The 15,623-nt window shown below is 60.4% G+C and carries 10 protein-coding genes and 2 tRNA genes; 3 read left to right on the plus strand and 9 right to left on the minus strand.

Features of this window, described 5'->3' with window-relative positions:
- Positions 1-121 precede the first annotated feature (121 nt).
- Entirely contained in the window at positions 122-658 is a 537-nt protein-coding gene (locus AB1384_07740; GenBank protein MEW6554161.1) for a transposase, read from the minus strand.
- Between the two features lie 32 nt (positions 659-690).
- On the minus strand, positions 691-1,200 hold the full coding sequence (locus tag AB1384_07745) for a helix-turn-helix domain-containing protein (GenBank protein MEW6554162.1): 510 nt from the start codon (positions 1,198-1,200) through the stop codon (positions 691-693).
- Positions 1,201-1,367: 167 nt separating this feature from the next.
- On the opposite strand from AB1384_07745, the gene AB1384_07750 reads away from it, so the two are divergent.
- Positions 1,368-2,378 carry a class I SAM-dependent methyltransferase gene (locus AB1384_07750; protein ID MEW6554163.1) on the plus strand — a complete coding sequence of 337 codons (1,011 nt, stop codon included), beginning with the start codon at positions 1,368-1,370 and terminating at the stop codon, positions 2,376-2,378.
- Positions 2,379-2,836: 458 nt separating this feature from the next.
- On the opposite strand, the gene AB1384_07755 is transcribed toward AB1384_07750, so the two are convergent.
- From AB1384_07755 to AB1384_07780, 6 genes are all read right to left on the minus strand, one after another.
- Positions 2,837-3,553 (minus strand): class I SAM-dependent methyltransferase, encoded by a 717-nt coding sequence (locus AB1384_07755; protein ID MEW6554164.1) that lies wholly within the window; start codon positions 3,551-3,553, stop codon positions 2,837-2,839.
- Positions 3,554-3,729: 176 nt separating this feature from the next.
- The gene (locus AB1384_07760; GenBank protein ID MEW6554165.1) at positions 3,730-4,413 is read right to left on the minus strand and encodes a nucleotidyl transferase AbiEii/AbiGii toxin family protein; all 684 of its coding nucleotides are present in this window, start codon (positions 4,411-4,413) and stop codon (positions 3,730-3,732) included.
- Positions 4,400-4,615 carry a hypothetical protein gene (locus AB1384_07765; GenBank protein ID MEW6554166.1) on the minus strand — a complete coding sequence of 72 codons (216 nt, stop codon included), beginning with the start codon at positions 4,613-4,615 and terminating at the stop codon, positions 4,400-4,402. The genes AB1384_07760 and AB1384_07765 overlap by 14 nt, the downstream gene beginning before the upstream one ends.
- A 103-nt stretch (positions 4,616-4,718) precedes the next feature.
- The gene (locus tag AB1384_07770) at positions 4,719-6,095 is read right to left on the minus strand and encodes an NAD(P)/FAD-dependent oxidoreductase (GenBank protein MEW6554167.1); all 1,377 of its coding nucleotides are present in this window, start codon (positions 6,093-6,095) and stop codon (positions 4,719-4,721) included.
- A gap of 82 nt (positions 6,096-6,177) precedes the next feature.
- On the minus strand, positions 6,178-6,447 hold the full coding sequence (locus AB1384_07775; protein MEW6554168.1) for a 4Fe-4S binding protein: 270 nt from the start codon (positions 6,445-6,447) through the stop codon (positions 6,178-6,180).
- 363 nt (positions 6,448-6,810) lie between these two features.
- Positions 6,811-6,883, minus strand: a tRNA-Ala gene (locus tag AB1384_07780).
- Positions 6,884-7,483: 600 nt separating this feature from the next.
- Here AB1384_07780 and AB1384_07785 point away from each other — a divergent pair.
- The gene (locus tag AB1384_07785; protein MEW6554169.1) at positions 7,484-9,760 is read left to right on the plus strand and encodes a hypothetical protein; all 2,277 of its coding nucleotides are present in this window, start codon (positions 7,484-7,486) and stop codon (positions 9,758-9,760) included.
- A 302-nt stretch (positions 9,761-10,062) separates the two neighbouring features.
- Here the strand turns inward: AB1384_07785 and AB1384_07790 are convergent.
- A tRNA-Ala gene (locus AB1384_07790) sits at positions 10,063-10,135 on the minus strand.
- A 456-nt stretch (positions 10,136-10,591) separates the two neighbouring features.
- Here AB1384_07790 and AB1384_07795 point away from each other — a divergent pair.
- A partial coding sequence (locus tag AB1384_07795; protein ID MEW6554170.1) for a hypothetical protein occupies positions 10,592-15,623 on the plus strand: 5,032 nt, incomplete at its 3' end.

Raw genomic sequence — 15,623 nt, forward strand, 5'->3', positions numbered from 1 at the left:
ATCTCCCCGTTATCTCTTCCCTCTCCGAAGTCCAGGGCTACCACCCGATATCCTTGTATGCCCACCAGCTGATCGATATACTCTTTCTTGACCATCGTCTCTCCTTTCTGCGCTTGTCTTACTAGTGCACTTCCAATTTGATACGCCTAAAACCAGCTAGCGGGCAACCGGTTGCCGAGTGCTCCCTGTTCCGCCAAGTAAGGTACCTGCCAATCCTCTTCCTACGCTCATCATGGCTCATGTCGTCGCTGTTGCTCAAGACGAACTTCTTCAAGGATGCGAAATGAGCCTCTATGGCGTTCAGCCAGGAGGTATACGTCGGGGTCCAGGCCACTTCCATGTTGTTGGCCACGATGAAGGAGGCCACGTCCTTGTGTTTGTGGGAGGAGAGGTTGTCCATGATGAGGTGGATGCGGATCTCCTGCGGGTAGCAGGAACGCAGCCTGCGCAAGGCCGCCAGCACGTCGGCCGACGTCTTTCTCTTGCGCACCATTCCCTGCAGGCAGTCAGTATGGACGTCGTAGAAGGCGAGCAGCTGCTCGGTGCCTGCTAGCCTGCGGTAGGTAGCCCGCAACCTGGAGCGTTTCTTCTTGGCGAACCATCCCGTGCCGTGGATGGGCCTGAGCTCCATGGGACCGAACTCGTCGTAGCAGACCACCACGCCTCCCTCCGGCTCTTGCTCGTACAACTCTAGGATGCGGTTTTTTTTACCTCGAAGTCCGAGTCGGGGCTCCTCTTCCAGGTGCCGGTCCTCTGATGCGTGATCCCCTCCCTGCGCAGAAGCCTTCTTACCCATTCGTCGGTCACCTCGGGCAGGATGCCCTCTTTACGGCAGTAAGCGTTGAGTTTCTTTACCGACCAGGTGGTGAAGGGCAGCCCCAGGTCCTCAGGGCGGGATAGGGCCACCCGGATGAGCTTCCTTACCTGCTCGCTGGAGATGGAAGAAGCCCTTCCCTCCGGATTGGGCGGCCTCTCGAAGGTGGAGAATCCGGAGGTATTGAAGCGCTTCGTCCAGTCGTAGACGACGGTGAAGTGGCAGCCCACCCGGTCGGCGATCTCCGCGGCCCTCCTTCCCTCGGAGGCCTCTTTTATGATCCTGTAGCGCTCGTAGTTGCGGACCGGCATCTTCTTGTCCTTCAGCTTTTCCTCTAGTAATTCGTGCTCCTTCTTGGTAAGCTTCCTGACAAGTGCAGTTGGCATAATACCCCCCTTCTTCAGGGGTATTATACCATATCATACTAGGCTATACTAGTTGGTGTTGCACTAGTGATAAAACATTCGCAGATGGTAGACGATGGTCCTCGTTTCACCCATACTTTATGGAGAAGAACCAGGATTTAGAATAAAGCACTCCCCTGGAGGTAGGCATGGAGCTAGAGTTAAAGAAAGGGGCCAATGCAATAAGGAGATTGTTGCTTCCCCCCATACCGATATCAATAAGTAGGAACTTTCGTAGTATTGATGATAGTACCTTAGAGAGGTTCGGAGCGTTCATAAAAGAGAAGTACTTTATGGATATACTTAATGGCGTACATGGCACACAATGCTACTTAAATTCTCAAGAGGGAAGACGCGGTCTCGAGGATCATATATTTGGGAGACTTGTTAATTATAGGAAAACAATAATACCCTGGTTATCCAGCATAATTAGATTAGATGATTTAGATGTCTTAGAAATCGGCTGTGGCACAGGTAGTCTATCTGTTGCTCTAGCGGAGCAGGGTGCAAGAGTTTGTTGCCTCGATATTGATGCAGCGAGCATTGAAGTAGCGATTGAGAGATTCAGAATCTATGAACTTGATGCAGAATTCATTGTTGGGAACGCTGCTAGAAGGAAGGATGTTGTTTCTAAAGGGAATGGATACGGGCTAGTAATATTATCGGCCTGCTTGGAACATATGACATACGAAGAAAGACTTGAAACTATAAAGAATGCTTGGGATTTGATAAATAGCAATGCCTTATTAGGCATTTTTGATACGCCAAACAGACTCTGGTATCTAGATAGTCATACAACATTACTGCCCTTTTTTAACTGGTTGCCCGATGAAATCGCGCTTCAATATATAAAAAATAGTCCAAGATATAGCATCAGGAACCAACTCTTCTCGATGGTAGATGATGCCAATACTAACCTGATTAGATGTGGCCGAGGGGTGAGTTACCATGAAATCGAACTAGCAATCGGAAATTATGAGAATATGTCAGTTATCAGCTATTTGCAGCAGTACTTAAAGACCCGTAGTATATATCATCTTTTCCATTGGTTAACATCATACGGCCCTTTCTATTCAGCATTTCTTAAAAAGGTAGGTCCAAATATTAGCAATGCATTCTTTCAACCAACTCTCTATCTCCTTCTTGAGAAGAATGCGTGAGCCTTCATTGGTCAGTCGAAAGGTCGCCAGAACTTTCAGCCAATGCTCTCTTCCATCTCCACCACCCAACAGCGCATCCGAATAACCCGACTCGCAGTTGCGGTTGTAGTGTTTGAACATGCTCAGCCAATGGTCTATGTGTATTAATCACTAGCTTACCGGACACTCACCCCCTTTGACTCATCTTCTACAGTTAACCCCCGTTTTGCCTGCCTCCGCTCATAAATCCCCAGGTAGATAGATTCTGGCTTGCGAAACGCGCTGAAATGTCAGGTCTTGTTTCTTGCATTCATGCAGCCCGGGACTTGGTAGATACATCCGGTGGAATGCAACACACAAGAAGCCCCCCCCAACGGCAAAGACACTGACCCCTCCTTAAGCCTGTGACTACAGGAGGGGCTCGACACTGGCAATCCGGCGAATTGAACATTCCTTGCTTCCCCAGCTGGGGCGAGGTTTCACGCACCACGGACCCGTCCCGACGGGTAGCCGAGAAGATAGGTTATCTTGTGCAGCCCGATACCGTGGACCCTTCCCAGGTCCCATGTGCCGCGCACCATACCTATATCCCAGGTGTAACCGTTCTCCGCGATATCCTCGACGAGCTCCCGCAGCTCCTGCGGGGAGTAGGTGCGCATATTCGTTGCCATTCCCTCCCACAGAACAACCAGCGGCGCGAGAGGGATGATGTAGGTCCAGAAAATCCTCTGCCAGCTGAAGGGTTTGATGAACGGCATGAACAGCAGGAGATACAGCGGAGAGAGCAGCATGATCAGTAAGATGCCGGGGTTCCTCCCCGTGAACTCGAAGACCCCGATCCCCTCCCCCTTGCGGGCGGCGTCTTCCAGGATACTGCGCGCATCCTCGGGCTTGAAGTGATGGAAGGAAGCGAACAAGGTGCGAAAACCCCGCAGACCCTCCGGCACTCTGGTGGCGTCCACCGGCTCCGCGATGAAGGTCACCTCGCAGCTCGCTCCCTTTGCGGCTTGTTCCAAAACCTCCAGGTGCGGGAACTTATCGCTCAAGGTCACCCGAACGGGATAGCCTTCCCTGTTGTTCAGTTGTTCCTGGATGAGGAGCACGGGGCCCGTTCCCCCCGAGCAGAGATCGACGATGTCATGGCAGTCCAGGGCCTGCAGCGCCTCCTTGAGGCGTGGCAGGATCGGAGCGTACATATTCGTCTTCACGCTGGTAAAGCGCAAGACATCAGTGGTGATATCACGCAAGAGCCGGGGACACCAGCGCTGATCCGTGATCTCGACTATATGCCTGCGACGCACCACCCTCGCCTCATCACTCCGTATAAGACGGCTATTCACGGGAGCGTTGAGAAATGCTGAGATGCGAGAATCTATCCGCTTTCTCCGCTGGCCCGGATCTTTGCCATCAACTCCTCGGCGAGGCTCAAGAACTGTTCTTTTAACCGCTTTGGGTCCACTTCCCTGATCATCTCGACGGGCCATCGCGAGATATCGTCTGGAAGGTCCCTGGCTCTTTCGAAAGCCACCGCAAGCCAATAGAGGTCAAACCCGGGGTCTTTCACCTCGGCATCCCTTATGAGTTCCCAAATATCTTCGCTCTGCAGGATGAAGTAGAGGTCGATGGCATCTCTTGACTCCACTCTTCCGAAGAACGCGAGCAGTTTGTCGACGATGAGGTCTTTGTAATCGTTGACCTTTACCCCCAGGTCGGAGTCGAGCGGTTCCCCAAACCGAAAAGGAGAGTCGTAGGCCAGTTGGACCCTGGTGCTGTCCTCATCCGTTCCTACCTCAAACTCTACGAATGATTCAAGGCGACGAACCGTGTTTACCGAAAGACTCCGCTGCAAAACGTCCTCCAAGATGCGTGAAAAAGGCAGCGTAAGGCCTTCCTCGCCGGTGAAGAGGTCGAGGTCGAACGACTTGCGGTGAGCGAAGAAGAAATCCGCCAAGGCCGTTCCGCCACTTAGATAGTAATTGCCTGCATCCGGGACAGTCGCAAAAACGCGCAGGACCTCTCGTTGAAGCTCTGTGACGATACCTTTACTTGATAGCATTGAAGTAGTCTTCCCACAGTGCGGCTATCTCTCTGGGAAGCTCCAGTTCCGGCATGAGAGCCTTGACCTCATCCCAGTCCAAAGCCGCGATATCCTCCGCCCTGCCATGGGTCAAGACCTGCTTTATAAACCACGTTTTCTGAAAGGGGTCATCCAGGTCTACCTCATCAGTCGACCATACAATATATCTCTTGGGCTGCATGTTTATCCGCCTTCATATGCGATTTGTCGCTATAACGGCTACATGATGAATTATAGCTTATGCCGCTGACCTTGACTCCACCCCGCGCTGGTGTCCCTTTGTTCTATATAGCCGGTCCGTAGTCCGTCAGCGGGTCCGAATACCCGGTCTCGCAGTTGCGGTTGAAGCGGTTGAACATGCTCAGCCACTTGGCCATGACCATGGGGTCCCGGGCGAGCACCGTCTTCATCTCGTTCAGGACCTGGCCGGTGATGTGGCGGTAGCGCCATACCCCCCGGCCGAAGAGCTCGTGGGCGCGGCGGCGCATCTCGCGCTCGTCGTTTCCCGGCAGGGCCCAGCGCATGTCCCAGCGGCGGGTGTCCGAGAGGCTCCGCGAGATGATGCCGTGGGCCTTTACGCGCCGGTCGTATTCGCGCAGGGCCGCGGCCGAGGTGTCCTTGGATCTGACGGCTTGCGTGGCCACCTCGGCGGCGATGGCCGCGGAGAACCAGGCGTTGGGCACCCCGTCCCCGAAGGCGGCGCTCTCCATGGCGGCGGCGTCCCCTATGATGAGCATGCCGTCCCCGTAGACGGGCATCTCGCGCACCTTGCGGTCGAGGCCGGCGTAGATGGGGCAGACGTCGAACATCTTCGCCCGCAGCTCGAGCTTGGGGGCGATGTCATCCCGCCAGCGCCTGACCGTGGAGGTGAAGTTTTGGAAGTACTCCTCGAGCAGGTTCGCCACCTGGGGGATCTTCCCCTCGGTGACCAGGAACTGCCCCAGCCCGGGGTGGATGCTCTCGCGGTAGACGAAGATGTAGAAGGTGGAGCCGTACCCTAAGGGGGCGGTTATCTTCTCCTCCGGCATGGCGCAGAAGAACTCCACGCTGTTTCCGAAGGTCGAGTCCACGTCCTTTTTGTCCATGGCGTAGTCCCACAGCATGTAGAGCTCGATGGCCTCGGGGGGGAGCTTTTTTCGCAGGCCGGCTTTTAAGGCCAGGCCGTCCTGGGTGCCGGCGGCGTCGATGACCACCCTGGCCCGCAGCTCCTCTCCCTGGTCGGTGACGACCCCCTTGACCTTGCCGCCCTCCATGATGACGTCAACCGCCGCGGTGCGGGTGCGCAGCTCGGCCCCGGCCTCTGTGGCGCGGTCCGCCAGCCAGGTGCACATGGGCGTGCAGTAGGCGGTGTAGGTGAGGCAGAAGGGCGGGGGAAGCCACAGGGACTTGTCGGTGGCGTAGGTCTCCCCGCCTTTGATGAAGTGGTTGACCACCTTGCGGATGGGCCGCTCGAGGGGAGGGTTTCCGTCCCGGATGAAGGCGGGGCCGAAGAGGAAGGCATAGAAGGGGATGGCGAGGCCGGAGACCACCTTGTCCCCCGGGGTGACGGACTTCTCCAGCATGAGGGTGTCGAGCCCGGCCGAGGCGCAGCCGTGGGCGGCCACGGGGCCCCCGAAGCCCGCCCCGACAACGATGACGTCGTAGTCCGGTTTGGGCGCCATTACTTACACCCCCTCCTGCGGTTGATCGGGGTGGCTGCAAGGTGTGAGCGGAGATTGTTTTGCGCTTTGCTTGCCATGGCCCTCACCCCCACAGGGTCCTGAAACCGGTGCCCCCGGGGGGCCAGGAGAAGCTGATGGCGTCGGGGGTGCAAACGTACCAGCAGGCCCCGCACTCCATGCAGCAGTCGAGGTTGACTACTTTAGCTTTCTTCTTGGTGATCTTGAAGCACTTGGCCAGGCACACCCGGGTGCAGTTGCCGCAGCCGTCGCACTTGGCGGGATCGATGGTGATGTAGTCGCCGGCGCCCTCCACCCATTCCACGCCGGGCCACTCCTCGTAGGTCAAAGCCATATTCCACCCCTCCCCTTGGCACACTTGGGGCCGTATCTTCACTCTTCAATTAATCGATTGTGTGTCGGAAAAATGAAGACTGAAGATACGGCCCCCCTCCTCTCCGATGCCGTGTATTCCCATCATACTGCCGCCCTTCTCCTTACCTCAAGTAAGCCACATTCGGGATCAGTCACCCATGTCGCGCGGTCGCGACACTACCGAGGATGAAAATGTTGGTCGCTATTTTCAGGGCAGGTCTTACAAATGGCATCGATAAATGGGGTGGGAGTGGGGATATCCACCGGCCTCTGTTCCGCCTTGGGGCCTCCAGGCTGGCTGGACCTTTCACCGGCCTTTCCGGCTTCCAGGGGTTGGATTGGGTGCCCACGGCGGGATTCGAACCCGCATCTACCCGTAAGCCATACGGTCGCTCTATCCGTTGAGCTACGGAGGCGAACCCACTCCCAATTTCGGGTTTTCCGAAACATGTACATCTTATAATATATGTATGACATATTGATGCTGAATGTGGTAAGATAATAGACAAGCCATACGGTCGCTCTGTTCGCAGAGCTACGGGAGAGACGGGAAACCGTCTCTTTTGCTTGCTGAGAGCTGATCATGGGGGTTACATCATCCACACATGCGCCTATGGCGTTCCGGGCGCGTTGGGGTTGCCACGCTGCGTTCGCTGCGCTCACTCCGCTCGCAATGACCCCTATCGAGGGGGCTACCCCGGGCCGAGTCCCGCAAAGGGATAAACACCGGAGCGTGGGAGCGTGGGGTCGTATCTTCACTCTTCACTTAATCGATTGTCTGTCGGAAAAGTGAAGAGTGAAGATACGACCCCACTCCTGTTCTCTATCGGTCTCACCTTTTATTCCGGCGGTACCGATAGATAATCGGAGAGGGATCGTGGTCCCTGATGACCGCAATGTACATCGCTATCAAAGGACGGTGAGATAAGATGCACGGCATACTCCCTCGTGCGCCGAAGCGTACGTACCGATACCATCACCTGCCGGAAACCAGGTTACCCGCCCTGCTCCTGAGCTTGATCCTCGTAGCGTCCGGTGTGCTGCTGCTGCCTGCATCCGCTCACGCCCAGGTGACGGTCCCGCCGACGGTGAGCGCCTCGCCGGCCCTGTATCTGCATACTACTGCCACCCTGAACGGGCAGATAACGGATACGGGCGGAGAGAACGCGGACCAGAGGGGTTTCCGCTGGCGGGCACAGGGGGAGAGTGTCTGGCAGGAATGGAACGAGAACGCCGGCCCCTACGGGACCGGCAGCTACAGCCACGATCTCTCGGGCCTCGACCCGGGCAGGACCTACGAGTTCTATGCCCGGGCCCACAATTCGGCCGGCTGGGGCGAGAGCGCGGCCCTCATCTTCAGCACGACCCCCTTCGCGCCAGTGCCCCGCACCGACCCTGCCACGGATGTGACTCCCTATGTGGCCACACTGAACGGCTACATAACGTACACGGGAGGATACGAGACTGTAGTGGATAATAGGGGCTTCGCCTGGCGCGCATCCGGTACCAGCACCTGGCAGGTATACGAAGAGGGCCCCGGCTCCTTCGGCATCGGCGCCTTCAGCCATATCATCACCGGACTCTCTCCGTCCACCACCTACGAGTTTTTCGCCTTTGCCGAGAACAGCGCGGCCTGGACTGGAACTCTGCCACTTACCTTCACCACGGGTACCGTGGCGCCAACGGTCGCGACTTGGCCGGCCACAGGCGTGACCGTCAGTTCCGCCACCCTGCACGGAGAGATCACGGACCGCGGCAGCGAGGACTGCGACCAGAGGGGTTTCCGCTGGCGCTTGCAGGGGACGAGCGTGTGGGATGAATTCCTTGAGGACACGGGTCCTTACGGGGAGGGCTCCTTCAGCCTTGAACTTTTCGGCATCTTCCCCGGCACCACCTATGAGTTCCAGGCCAGGGCCCACAACTCGGCCGGCTGGAGCGAGGGAGACACGCTCACTTTCACCACCCCTCCCCTCCCCTACGCCTTCTACTTCGCCGAGGGATGCACGGGTGAGGGCTTCCAGGAATACCTGTGTCTGGGCCAGCCCGATGACGCGCCCGTGGCCGTGACGGTGACCTATCTCTTCAACGACGGCGGCACCCCCCTGGTGATGACCTATAACGTTCCCGCCCACTCCCGCCTTACCGTGGACGTAAACGCCAAGGTGGGTGCGGGCGAGGAGGTCTCGATCATATGCGAGTCCGCCTTCCCCTTCGTGGCTGAGAGGTTGGTATATTTCGACTACACCGGGGCGGGAGAGAACTGGACCGGGGGCCACGACGTGGTCGGGGCCGCCACCCCTGCGCCTACCTGGTACTTCGCCGAGGGGTACACCGGACCCGGCTTCGACGAATACATCTGCGTGCTCAACCCTGGGGACGACCCCGCCGACCTCGCCTTCCGCTTCCAGACCCAGGAGGAGGGGGAGATCGTGGTCACGGGCGAGAGCGTCCCCGCCCGCTCACGCCGGACCTTCAAGGTAAACCAACTGCTGGAAGGCAAGGGCTTCCAGACCTCCCTCGCGCTGGAGTCGTCCCAGCCGGTGGTGGCCGAGCGGCCCATGTACTTCGACTACCTGGGGCCGGATGCGGCAGTGCCCCGGCACTGGACCGGTGGGCACTGTGTCATGGGCGCGACGGAGCTGGCCTCGGAGTATTTTTTCGCCGAGGGCACCACGCGCAGCGGCTTCGAGCAGTACCTGACCTTGCAGAACCCGGGACAGACCGATATCAGCGTCCATGCCGTTTATATGCCGGACACGGGGGGGACGATGGAGGCCGATTACCGGGTTCCCGCCTCCGAGCGCGCCACCGTCTATGTGCCGCAAGAGGTGGGAGAGGGGCGCGACGTCTCGGTGCGCCTCACCTGCAGCGAGCCCTTCCTCGCCGAACGCCCCCTGTACTTCGACTACACCGGCACCGGGGACTGGCACTGGACCGGGGGGCATTGCGTCATCGGGGCCACTGGCGCGGCCGCTACCTGGTTCTTCGCCGAGGGCTACACCGGGGCAGGCTTCGAGGAGTGGATCTGCATCCAGAACCCGGGAGACGAGACGGCAGAGGTGACCATCACCTACTTCCCCGAAGGCGGGGGAGCGCCCATCGTCAGGGAGCAGCCGGTTATCGCGGCCAACTCCCGCTCCACCGTGTACGTCAACCATGACGCGGGGCCGGGTCTCTCCATTTCCGCCATGATCACCTCCGATGAGCCGGTGATCTGCGAGAGGCCCATGTACTTCAGCTTCGGCCCGGGCGGCTGGACCGGCGGCCACGATGTGCTCGGCTTCGTGCCGTAGCGTCACACTCGGGGTTACATCATCCACACATGCGCCTATGGCGTTCCGGGCGCGTTAAGGTTGCCACGCTGCGTTCGCTGCGCTCACTCCGCTCGCAATGACCCCTATCGAGCTTGGGGCCGTATCTTCACTCTTCACTTTTCCGACACACAATCGATTAATTGAAGAGTGAAGATACGGCCCCCTCCTGTTCTCCAGAGAGGGTGGGAGTGGGGATATCCACCGGCCCCTGTCTGCCTTGTGACCTCCCCGGTTGGCTGGACCTTTCACCGGTCCTTCCGGCTTCCAGGGGTTGGATTGGGTGCCCCCGGCGGGATTCGAACCCGCGACCACCCCTTCGCCAAGGGGGCGCTCTGTCCGCTGAGCTACGGGGGCTCCCCACACCCAGCTTCGGGTCTCCCTGAAACATGTACATCTTATAACTTATGTATGACAATGCTCTTGACATGTGATAGAATAGGATTACTTCGCCAAGGGGGTGCTCTGAGAAGAGCTACGGGAGAGACGGGAAACCGTCTCTTTTACTTTCTGAGAGCTGATCATGGGGGTTACATCATCCACACACGCGTCTATGGCGTTCCGGGCGCGTTGGGGTTGCCACGCTGCGTTCGCTGCGCTCACTCCGCTCGCAATGACCCCTATCGAGTTTGGGGTCGTATCTTCACTCTTCGATTAAGCGATTGTGTGTCGGAAAAGTGAAGGGTGAAGATACGACCCCTAAGGAATAAAAGGGGCGGTGACGAAAAATATATTATAACCAGCCTGTTTCGCACTACTCGTATATGGAGATTACGAGTATTTCAAAGGCCCGGTCGGTCGAAGGAGGGTAACGTGAACGCGCGAAAAACCATCTGCTGCGTCCTCATCGTGGCGCTGGTCTCAATGGTCCTGCCGCACTTTGGGTTCGGGCCCCCTGGCGGACAGGCGGTCGCGGCGGAAGCCGCCGCCGTTTCTCCCAGCACCGCGTCACTCACCTCCGCCCTCAAGTCCCTCGAGAAGGGGGCCTCGGAGGTCGTCGACCCCGGAAACCCCCAGGGCAACCTGGGTACCTTCTTCCAGTACTACCTCTCGGCCGACCCGACCCTGCAGGCCCTGGCGGCGGGTGTCATCGGGCCGAACCTGAACACCCTCAACGACCTGCTTACCTCCATCGAGAACGACCTGGAGCAGACCTACCAGACGCTCCAGGCGAGCGGGCAGATGGGCGATACCGCCTATACGCTCTCAACCCGGGGCGGGGGCTTCTTCGACCAGAGGGCGAGGCAGTACTACCTGAAGGACTTCTTAGGCGCCTGGAGCGTGCCGCTGTCCCCGGCCCAGGCCTGGAACAACCTGGAGCCGGACATACCCGCGCTCATCCCGCCCAGCCCCGTAGACATGGGCAGTTTCGAGGATGATGAAGTCCAGCTGGGTCTGGACCAGCTGATCGGGTACTCCCAGGGGCTTATCCTGCCCGATAGCGATACCGGACTTCTGGAGCAGGCCTTCCTGGACGTCCTCGCCCCCCTGTGGTCGTCGATGAGCGGCGCCGGAGCGGACTTCAGCACCTCGTACGAGTCCTCCCTGCCCATCGTGGCGGAGCGCGTCATGTACACCACCGGAGACCTGCGCGGGGCCACGGCCATGCGGCAGTCGCCCGCCGCGGCCACCCACCACTTCGCCGAGGGCTTCGTGTCCTGGGACCCCTCCCAGACCTCCGAGACCTACTTCCTCCTCCAGAACCGGGAGGACCAGCCGGCATCGGTCGTGCTCACCTTCTACCCGGTGGAAGGCGAACCCGTCTCCACCACGGTGGAGGTGCCGCCGCACTCCCGCCATACGGTGAGCGCGGGCTCCTTCATCAGCGGCGAGTTCTCCACCCGGGTGGAATCGGACCTGCCGGTGAGCGCCGAGCGCTCGGTCTACCTGCAGGGCCGCCTCTACGGCTCGACCTGCGAACACGGGGCGGAGCTTTCCACCTCGCGATATTTCTCCGAGGGCTGTGTAACGACGGGTTTCGACACCTATTTCACCCTCTTCAACCCCGGGGAGGACCAGGCCGAAGCGGAGTTCACCTTCATGCTGAACGGGGGCGAGACCCGCACCTGCCGCGTGGCGGTGCCGCCCGGGTGCCGCCGCACCCTGAACGCAGCCGAGAGCGTACAGGGGGAGTTCTGCACCCGCGTCACCTCGGACCGCGACATCGCGGTTGAGCGGCTGGTCTACGCCACCGGCGGCGAGAACGCGCTCATCGGCGCCACCTGCAGCCAGGGACTGTCCGGCCTGTCGCGCACCCGCCACTTCGCGGAAGGCTACGCCGCGTCCGGCGACTTCTCCACCTTCTTCACCCTGGGGAACCACGGCGGCTCCCCCGCCGAGGTGACCCTCGCCTTCCTCACCGCCAGCGGCGAGGAGAAGACCTGCAGGGTGATGGTGCCGGCCACCAGCCGCTATACCGTCAACGCGGCCGAGTACGTCAGCGGCGAGTTCTCCGTGGTCGTGGAGGCGGACAGCGACGTCATGGTCGAGCGGGCGGTCTACGCCGCAGGGAACGGCCCCATGAGGTTCATGGGGGCCACCGTGGACCACGGGCTCGAATCCCCTGCCACCCAGGGGAACTTCCCCGAGGGCTCCCGCAGGGTTGAGATCGGATCCACCACCTACCTCACCCTCAACAACCCCGACGAAGAGAACGCGGCCGAGGTCGAGGTGACCTGCGAAAGCGCCGACGGGCACACCTACGTGCACCGCGTCTCCGTCCCGCCGCGCAGCCGCCACACCATCAACCTGGGCCAGGCCAACCACGACCAGCTGGTGCAGAATTGCTACGACTTCATCGAGACCCTTTTCCTGCGCGAGGTCACCCAGCAGCTCATCGCGGCGGCCATGTACGTGGACGTAACGCGCATCTACTACGACTGGATCATGCACGACGAGAGCGGGGGGCGAGATATTGCCGCGTCGTGGATAGGCTCCTACCTGCAGGACATCCTGCCGCCCCAGGTGGAGGAGTTCCTCGCCGTGACCGACGCGCTGGCCTGCAACCAGATCGACCTCTTCGACCCCCTGCACACCGGCGGCATACAGGCGTGGGGCGTGATCCAGGACTTCGAGGGCCGGGCGGCCTTCCTCGCCAACCAGCTCCTGCACCCCTGCGACTACTTCAACCCGCGCTATGGCGACGCGGACTGGGACGCCGACCGCAGTGAGCAGTGCGCCCTCACCCTCACCTGGATCACCGACCGCGGCGCGGTGCCGGAGAGCGCGTCGCTCGCCCTCTCCACCCGCTACAAGACCGCGTCGGGCTACTCCGACTGGACACAGGTGCTGAACACGCAAGACTGCGTCGCCGATTATCAGGGTTCCGGGGGCGCGCAGGCCCTCTTCAACACCGCCACCATCATGCAGCACACCACCGACCTCACGGGGGGGAGGGTCGCTACCATGTGGTTCGACCGCTGGTACTGGACGGTCTACGGCGGCAAGGCCATGCACACCGTCACCCCCGAAACCGACCTGCTGCTGGTGAAGTTCCTGGTGCCCGGGGTGGACCTTGATGGCGTTAGCGAGGTGGACTTCAAGATCGACGTCGTGGGCACCACCCTGGACAGCAGCGGCACCTACACCAACGAGTCGGGGGTGGCCTCGGGTGACGACTGCGGGGCGAGGAACGCCGCTTACGGTACCTTCACGGGCACGGTCGCCGGGGACCCCTCGTCCCAGGGGCCGGTCTGGTACGCGTCCACCGCCCTCATCCGGCGCTCGGGGGGCCTGTCTGCCTTCGACCAGACCAAGATAGGCGCCTCGCACTGGAGCATCGACGGGGTCAGCTACGAGAACGCCTCCATGTGGACCTCCAGCTCCGAAAAGGGCGGGGACTGGCACAATACCGACCACGACTCCGACCTCGGGGGGCAGACCTGGAGCCACAACGTGTCGTGCGACAATATGGGCTGGCCCCACGGCGCGCATACCTACAGGATACATGGATACGTGCACCGCGATTTCCTCATCGAACTCCCGGACTACCAGGGCTGCCCGATCCCTCCCCCCAGCGAGGGTATCATCGAGTTCAATGGCAATTTCAGGGGCTTTTCGTCCAGTCACGCCAACCCGGCCTGCTGGTTCGCCTATGACTGGGGCTCTGGCGACCATAAGGGCTACAAGTTCAACGATTACGACGGCTCAGACATCAAGCATTACGACGGCACGCTGGCCATACCAGGCACCAGGACGGGCTGGTTCCCCGAGATACCCTTGAACCAGTCGGTCAAAGTCCACTCCACCAGCACCATCTACGCCTACGACCACACCAATTTCGAGGGCAGCGGCTGGCCCTCGGGCCGCAAGGCGGAGTTCGACTGCGACGGGGTCTTCCTCTACTTCCAGGGATACGGGCGGCCGGACTCCTGGATGGGCGACCTCGGGGGGATCATCGGGCCGTATAAGCTCAACGAGATATGCATCCCGGGCACGCACGACTCGGGAACCGAGCCCATCGGCCCCGACTCGCACGTAAACGCCGAGACCGGCTTCGACTGGAAGCTGTACGCGGGACTGATCGAGGGGTTCGTCATCGGTGGGGACATGGAGGCCGTCCTCCTTGCGATGGCCGGGGTCTTCGGACCGGTGGATTTCCTGATCGTCGTGATCCTGGGCATCGTCGCCGGCGAGCTGGCCTACGACCTGGGCTCCAAGAGCGGGCTGGCCACGGTGCAGGCCAACTGGAGCAGGGCCCAGGGGGCAAAGATCGGCGAACAGCTCAACGAGGGCATACGCTACCTGGACCTGCGGGTGGTGAAGTACAAGGACTCCAACGGGGGGGACTACGTGCTCTCCCACTCCATGACCGGGGAGCACCTGGACGACGTCCTCCAGGACGTCAAGAATTTCCACGCGAGCAACCCTACGGAGTTCATCATCCTCGACATCAACAAGGTCTTTATGGAGCAGTCCCAGGACGACAGCAACTTCGACCACGCGGCGTTCATCCAGCACTTGAAGAGCAAGCTGGGCACGGACTGCCTCATCCCCCGGACAGCGGGCAGCCTCAAGCTGGACGACCTGTGGAAGGATCCGAAAAGACGTATCATCATCTTTTACTGCAACCACGATACCGTGGCGGCGGACACGTCACTGTGGTTCCACTGCGGGCGGGACTCTTTTGATTTCGACGACTACAGCATGGACCCCAACTCGAGCAAGGCGTCGTGGATCATGAACCCCTGGCCGGACACGGACAGCACAGACTACCTCATCGATGAATGGAGGGACTTCGCGAGGGACCACAGCGGCGACGTCCAAACCATCAGGGACAACGGGTCCTTCTTCGTCATGCAGTCGCAGATGACCGACCAGTCCAAGAAGGACGCGCCGCAGCGCAACCAGTCTATGGTCCTGGGGGGGCTGGCGTGGCTGGCGCGCAAGCACAAGCACCAGTTCATCGTAGGCCCGATACTGTGGGCGGCCACGAAGGGGGCCGCGGGCAAGAGCCCCGACGAGGTCCCCGTCTGCCTGGAGGAGCTGGCGGAGGAGAGCAACCCCGATTTCTTCCAGGCGGCGCTCTCGGACTCGTACCTGCATGATTTCGCGCTGGAGCAGTTGAACATCGTCACCTGCGACTTCGCCACTGAACCGCTGCTCCCCACCGGCATCCCGGGGCAGGGCCAGACCCTCTTCGACTTCACCTCGGCCGTGAACATGGACCGCTATGACCCCGGCCGGCACCGGGAGGAGGTGCCGGCCGCGCGCAGGTGCGCCCACGACTCCGTGGGGGCGACGGCGCCCGCCGCCTCCTGGTACCTGGCCGAGGGGTCAACCGCCGGGGGCATGGAGACCTACGTTCTGGTGCAGAACCCCGGGGATACGGAGGCCCGGGTGGACG

It is taken from the genome of Actinomycetota bacterium (genome assembly GCA_040757835.1).
Lineage (GTDB): Bacteria > Actinomycetota > Geothermincolia > Geothermincolales > RBG-13-55-18 > SURF-21.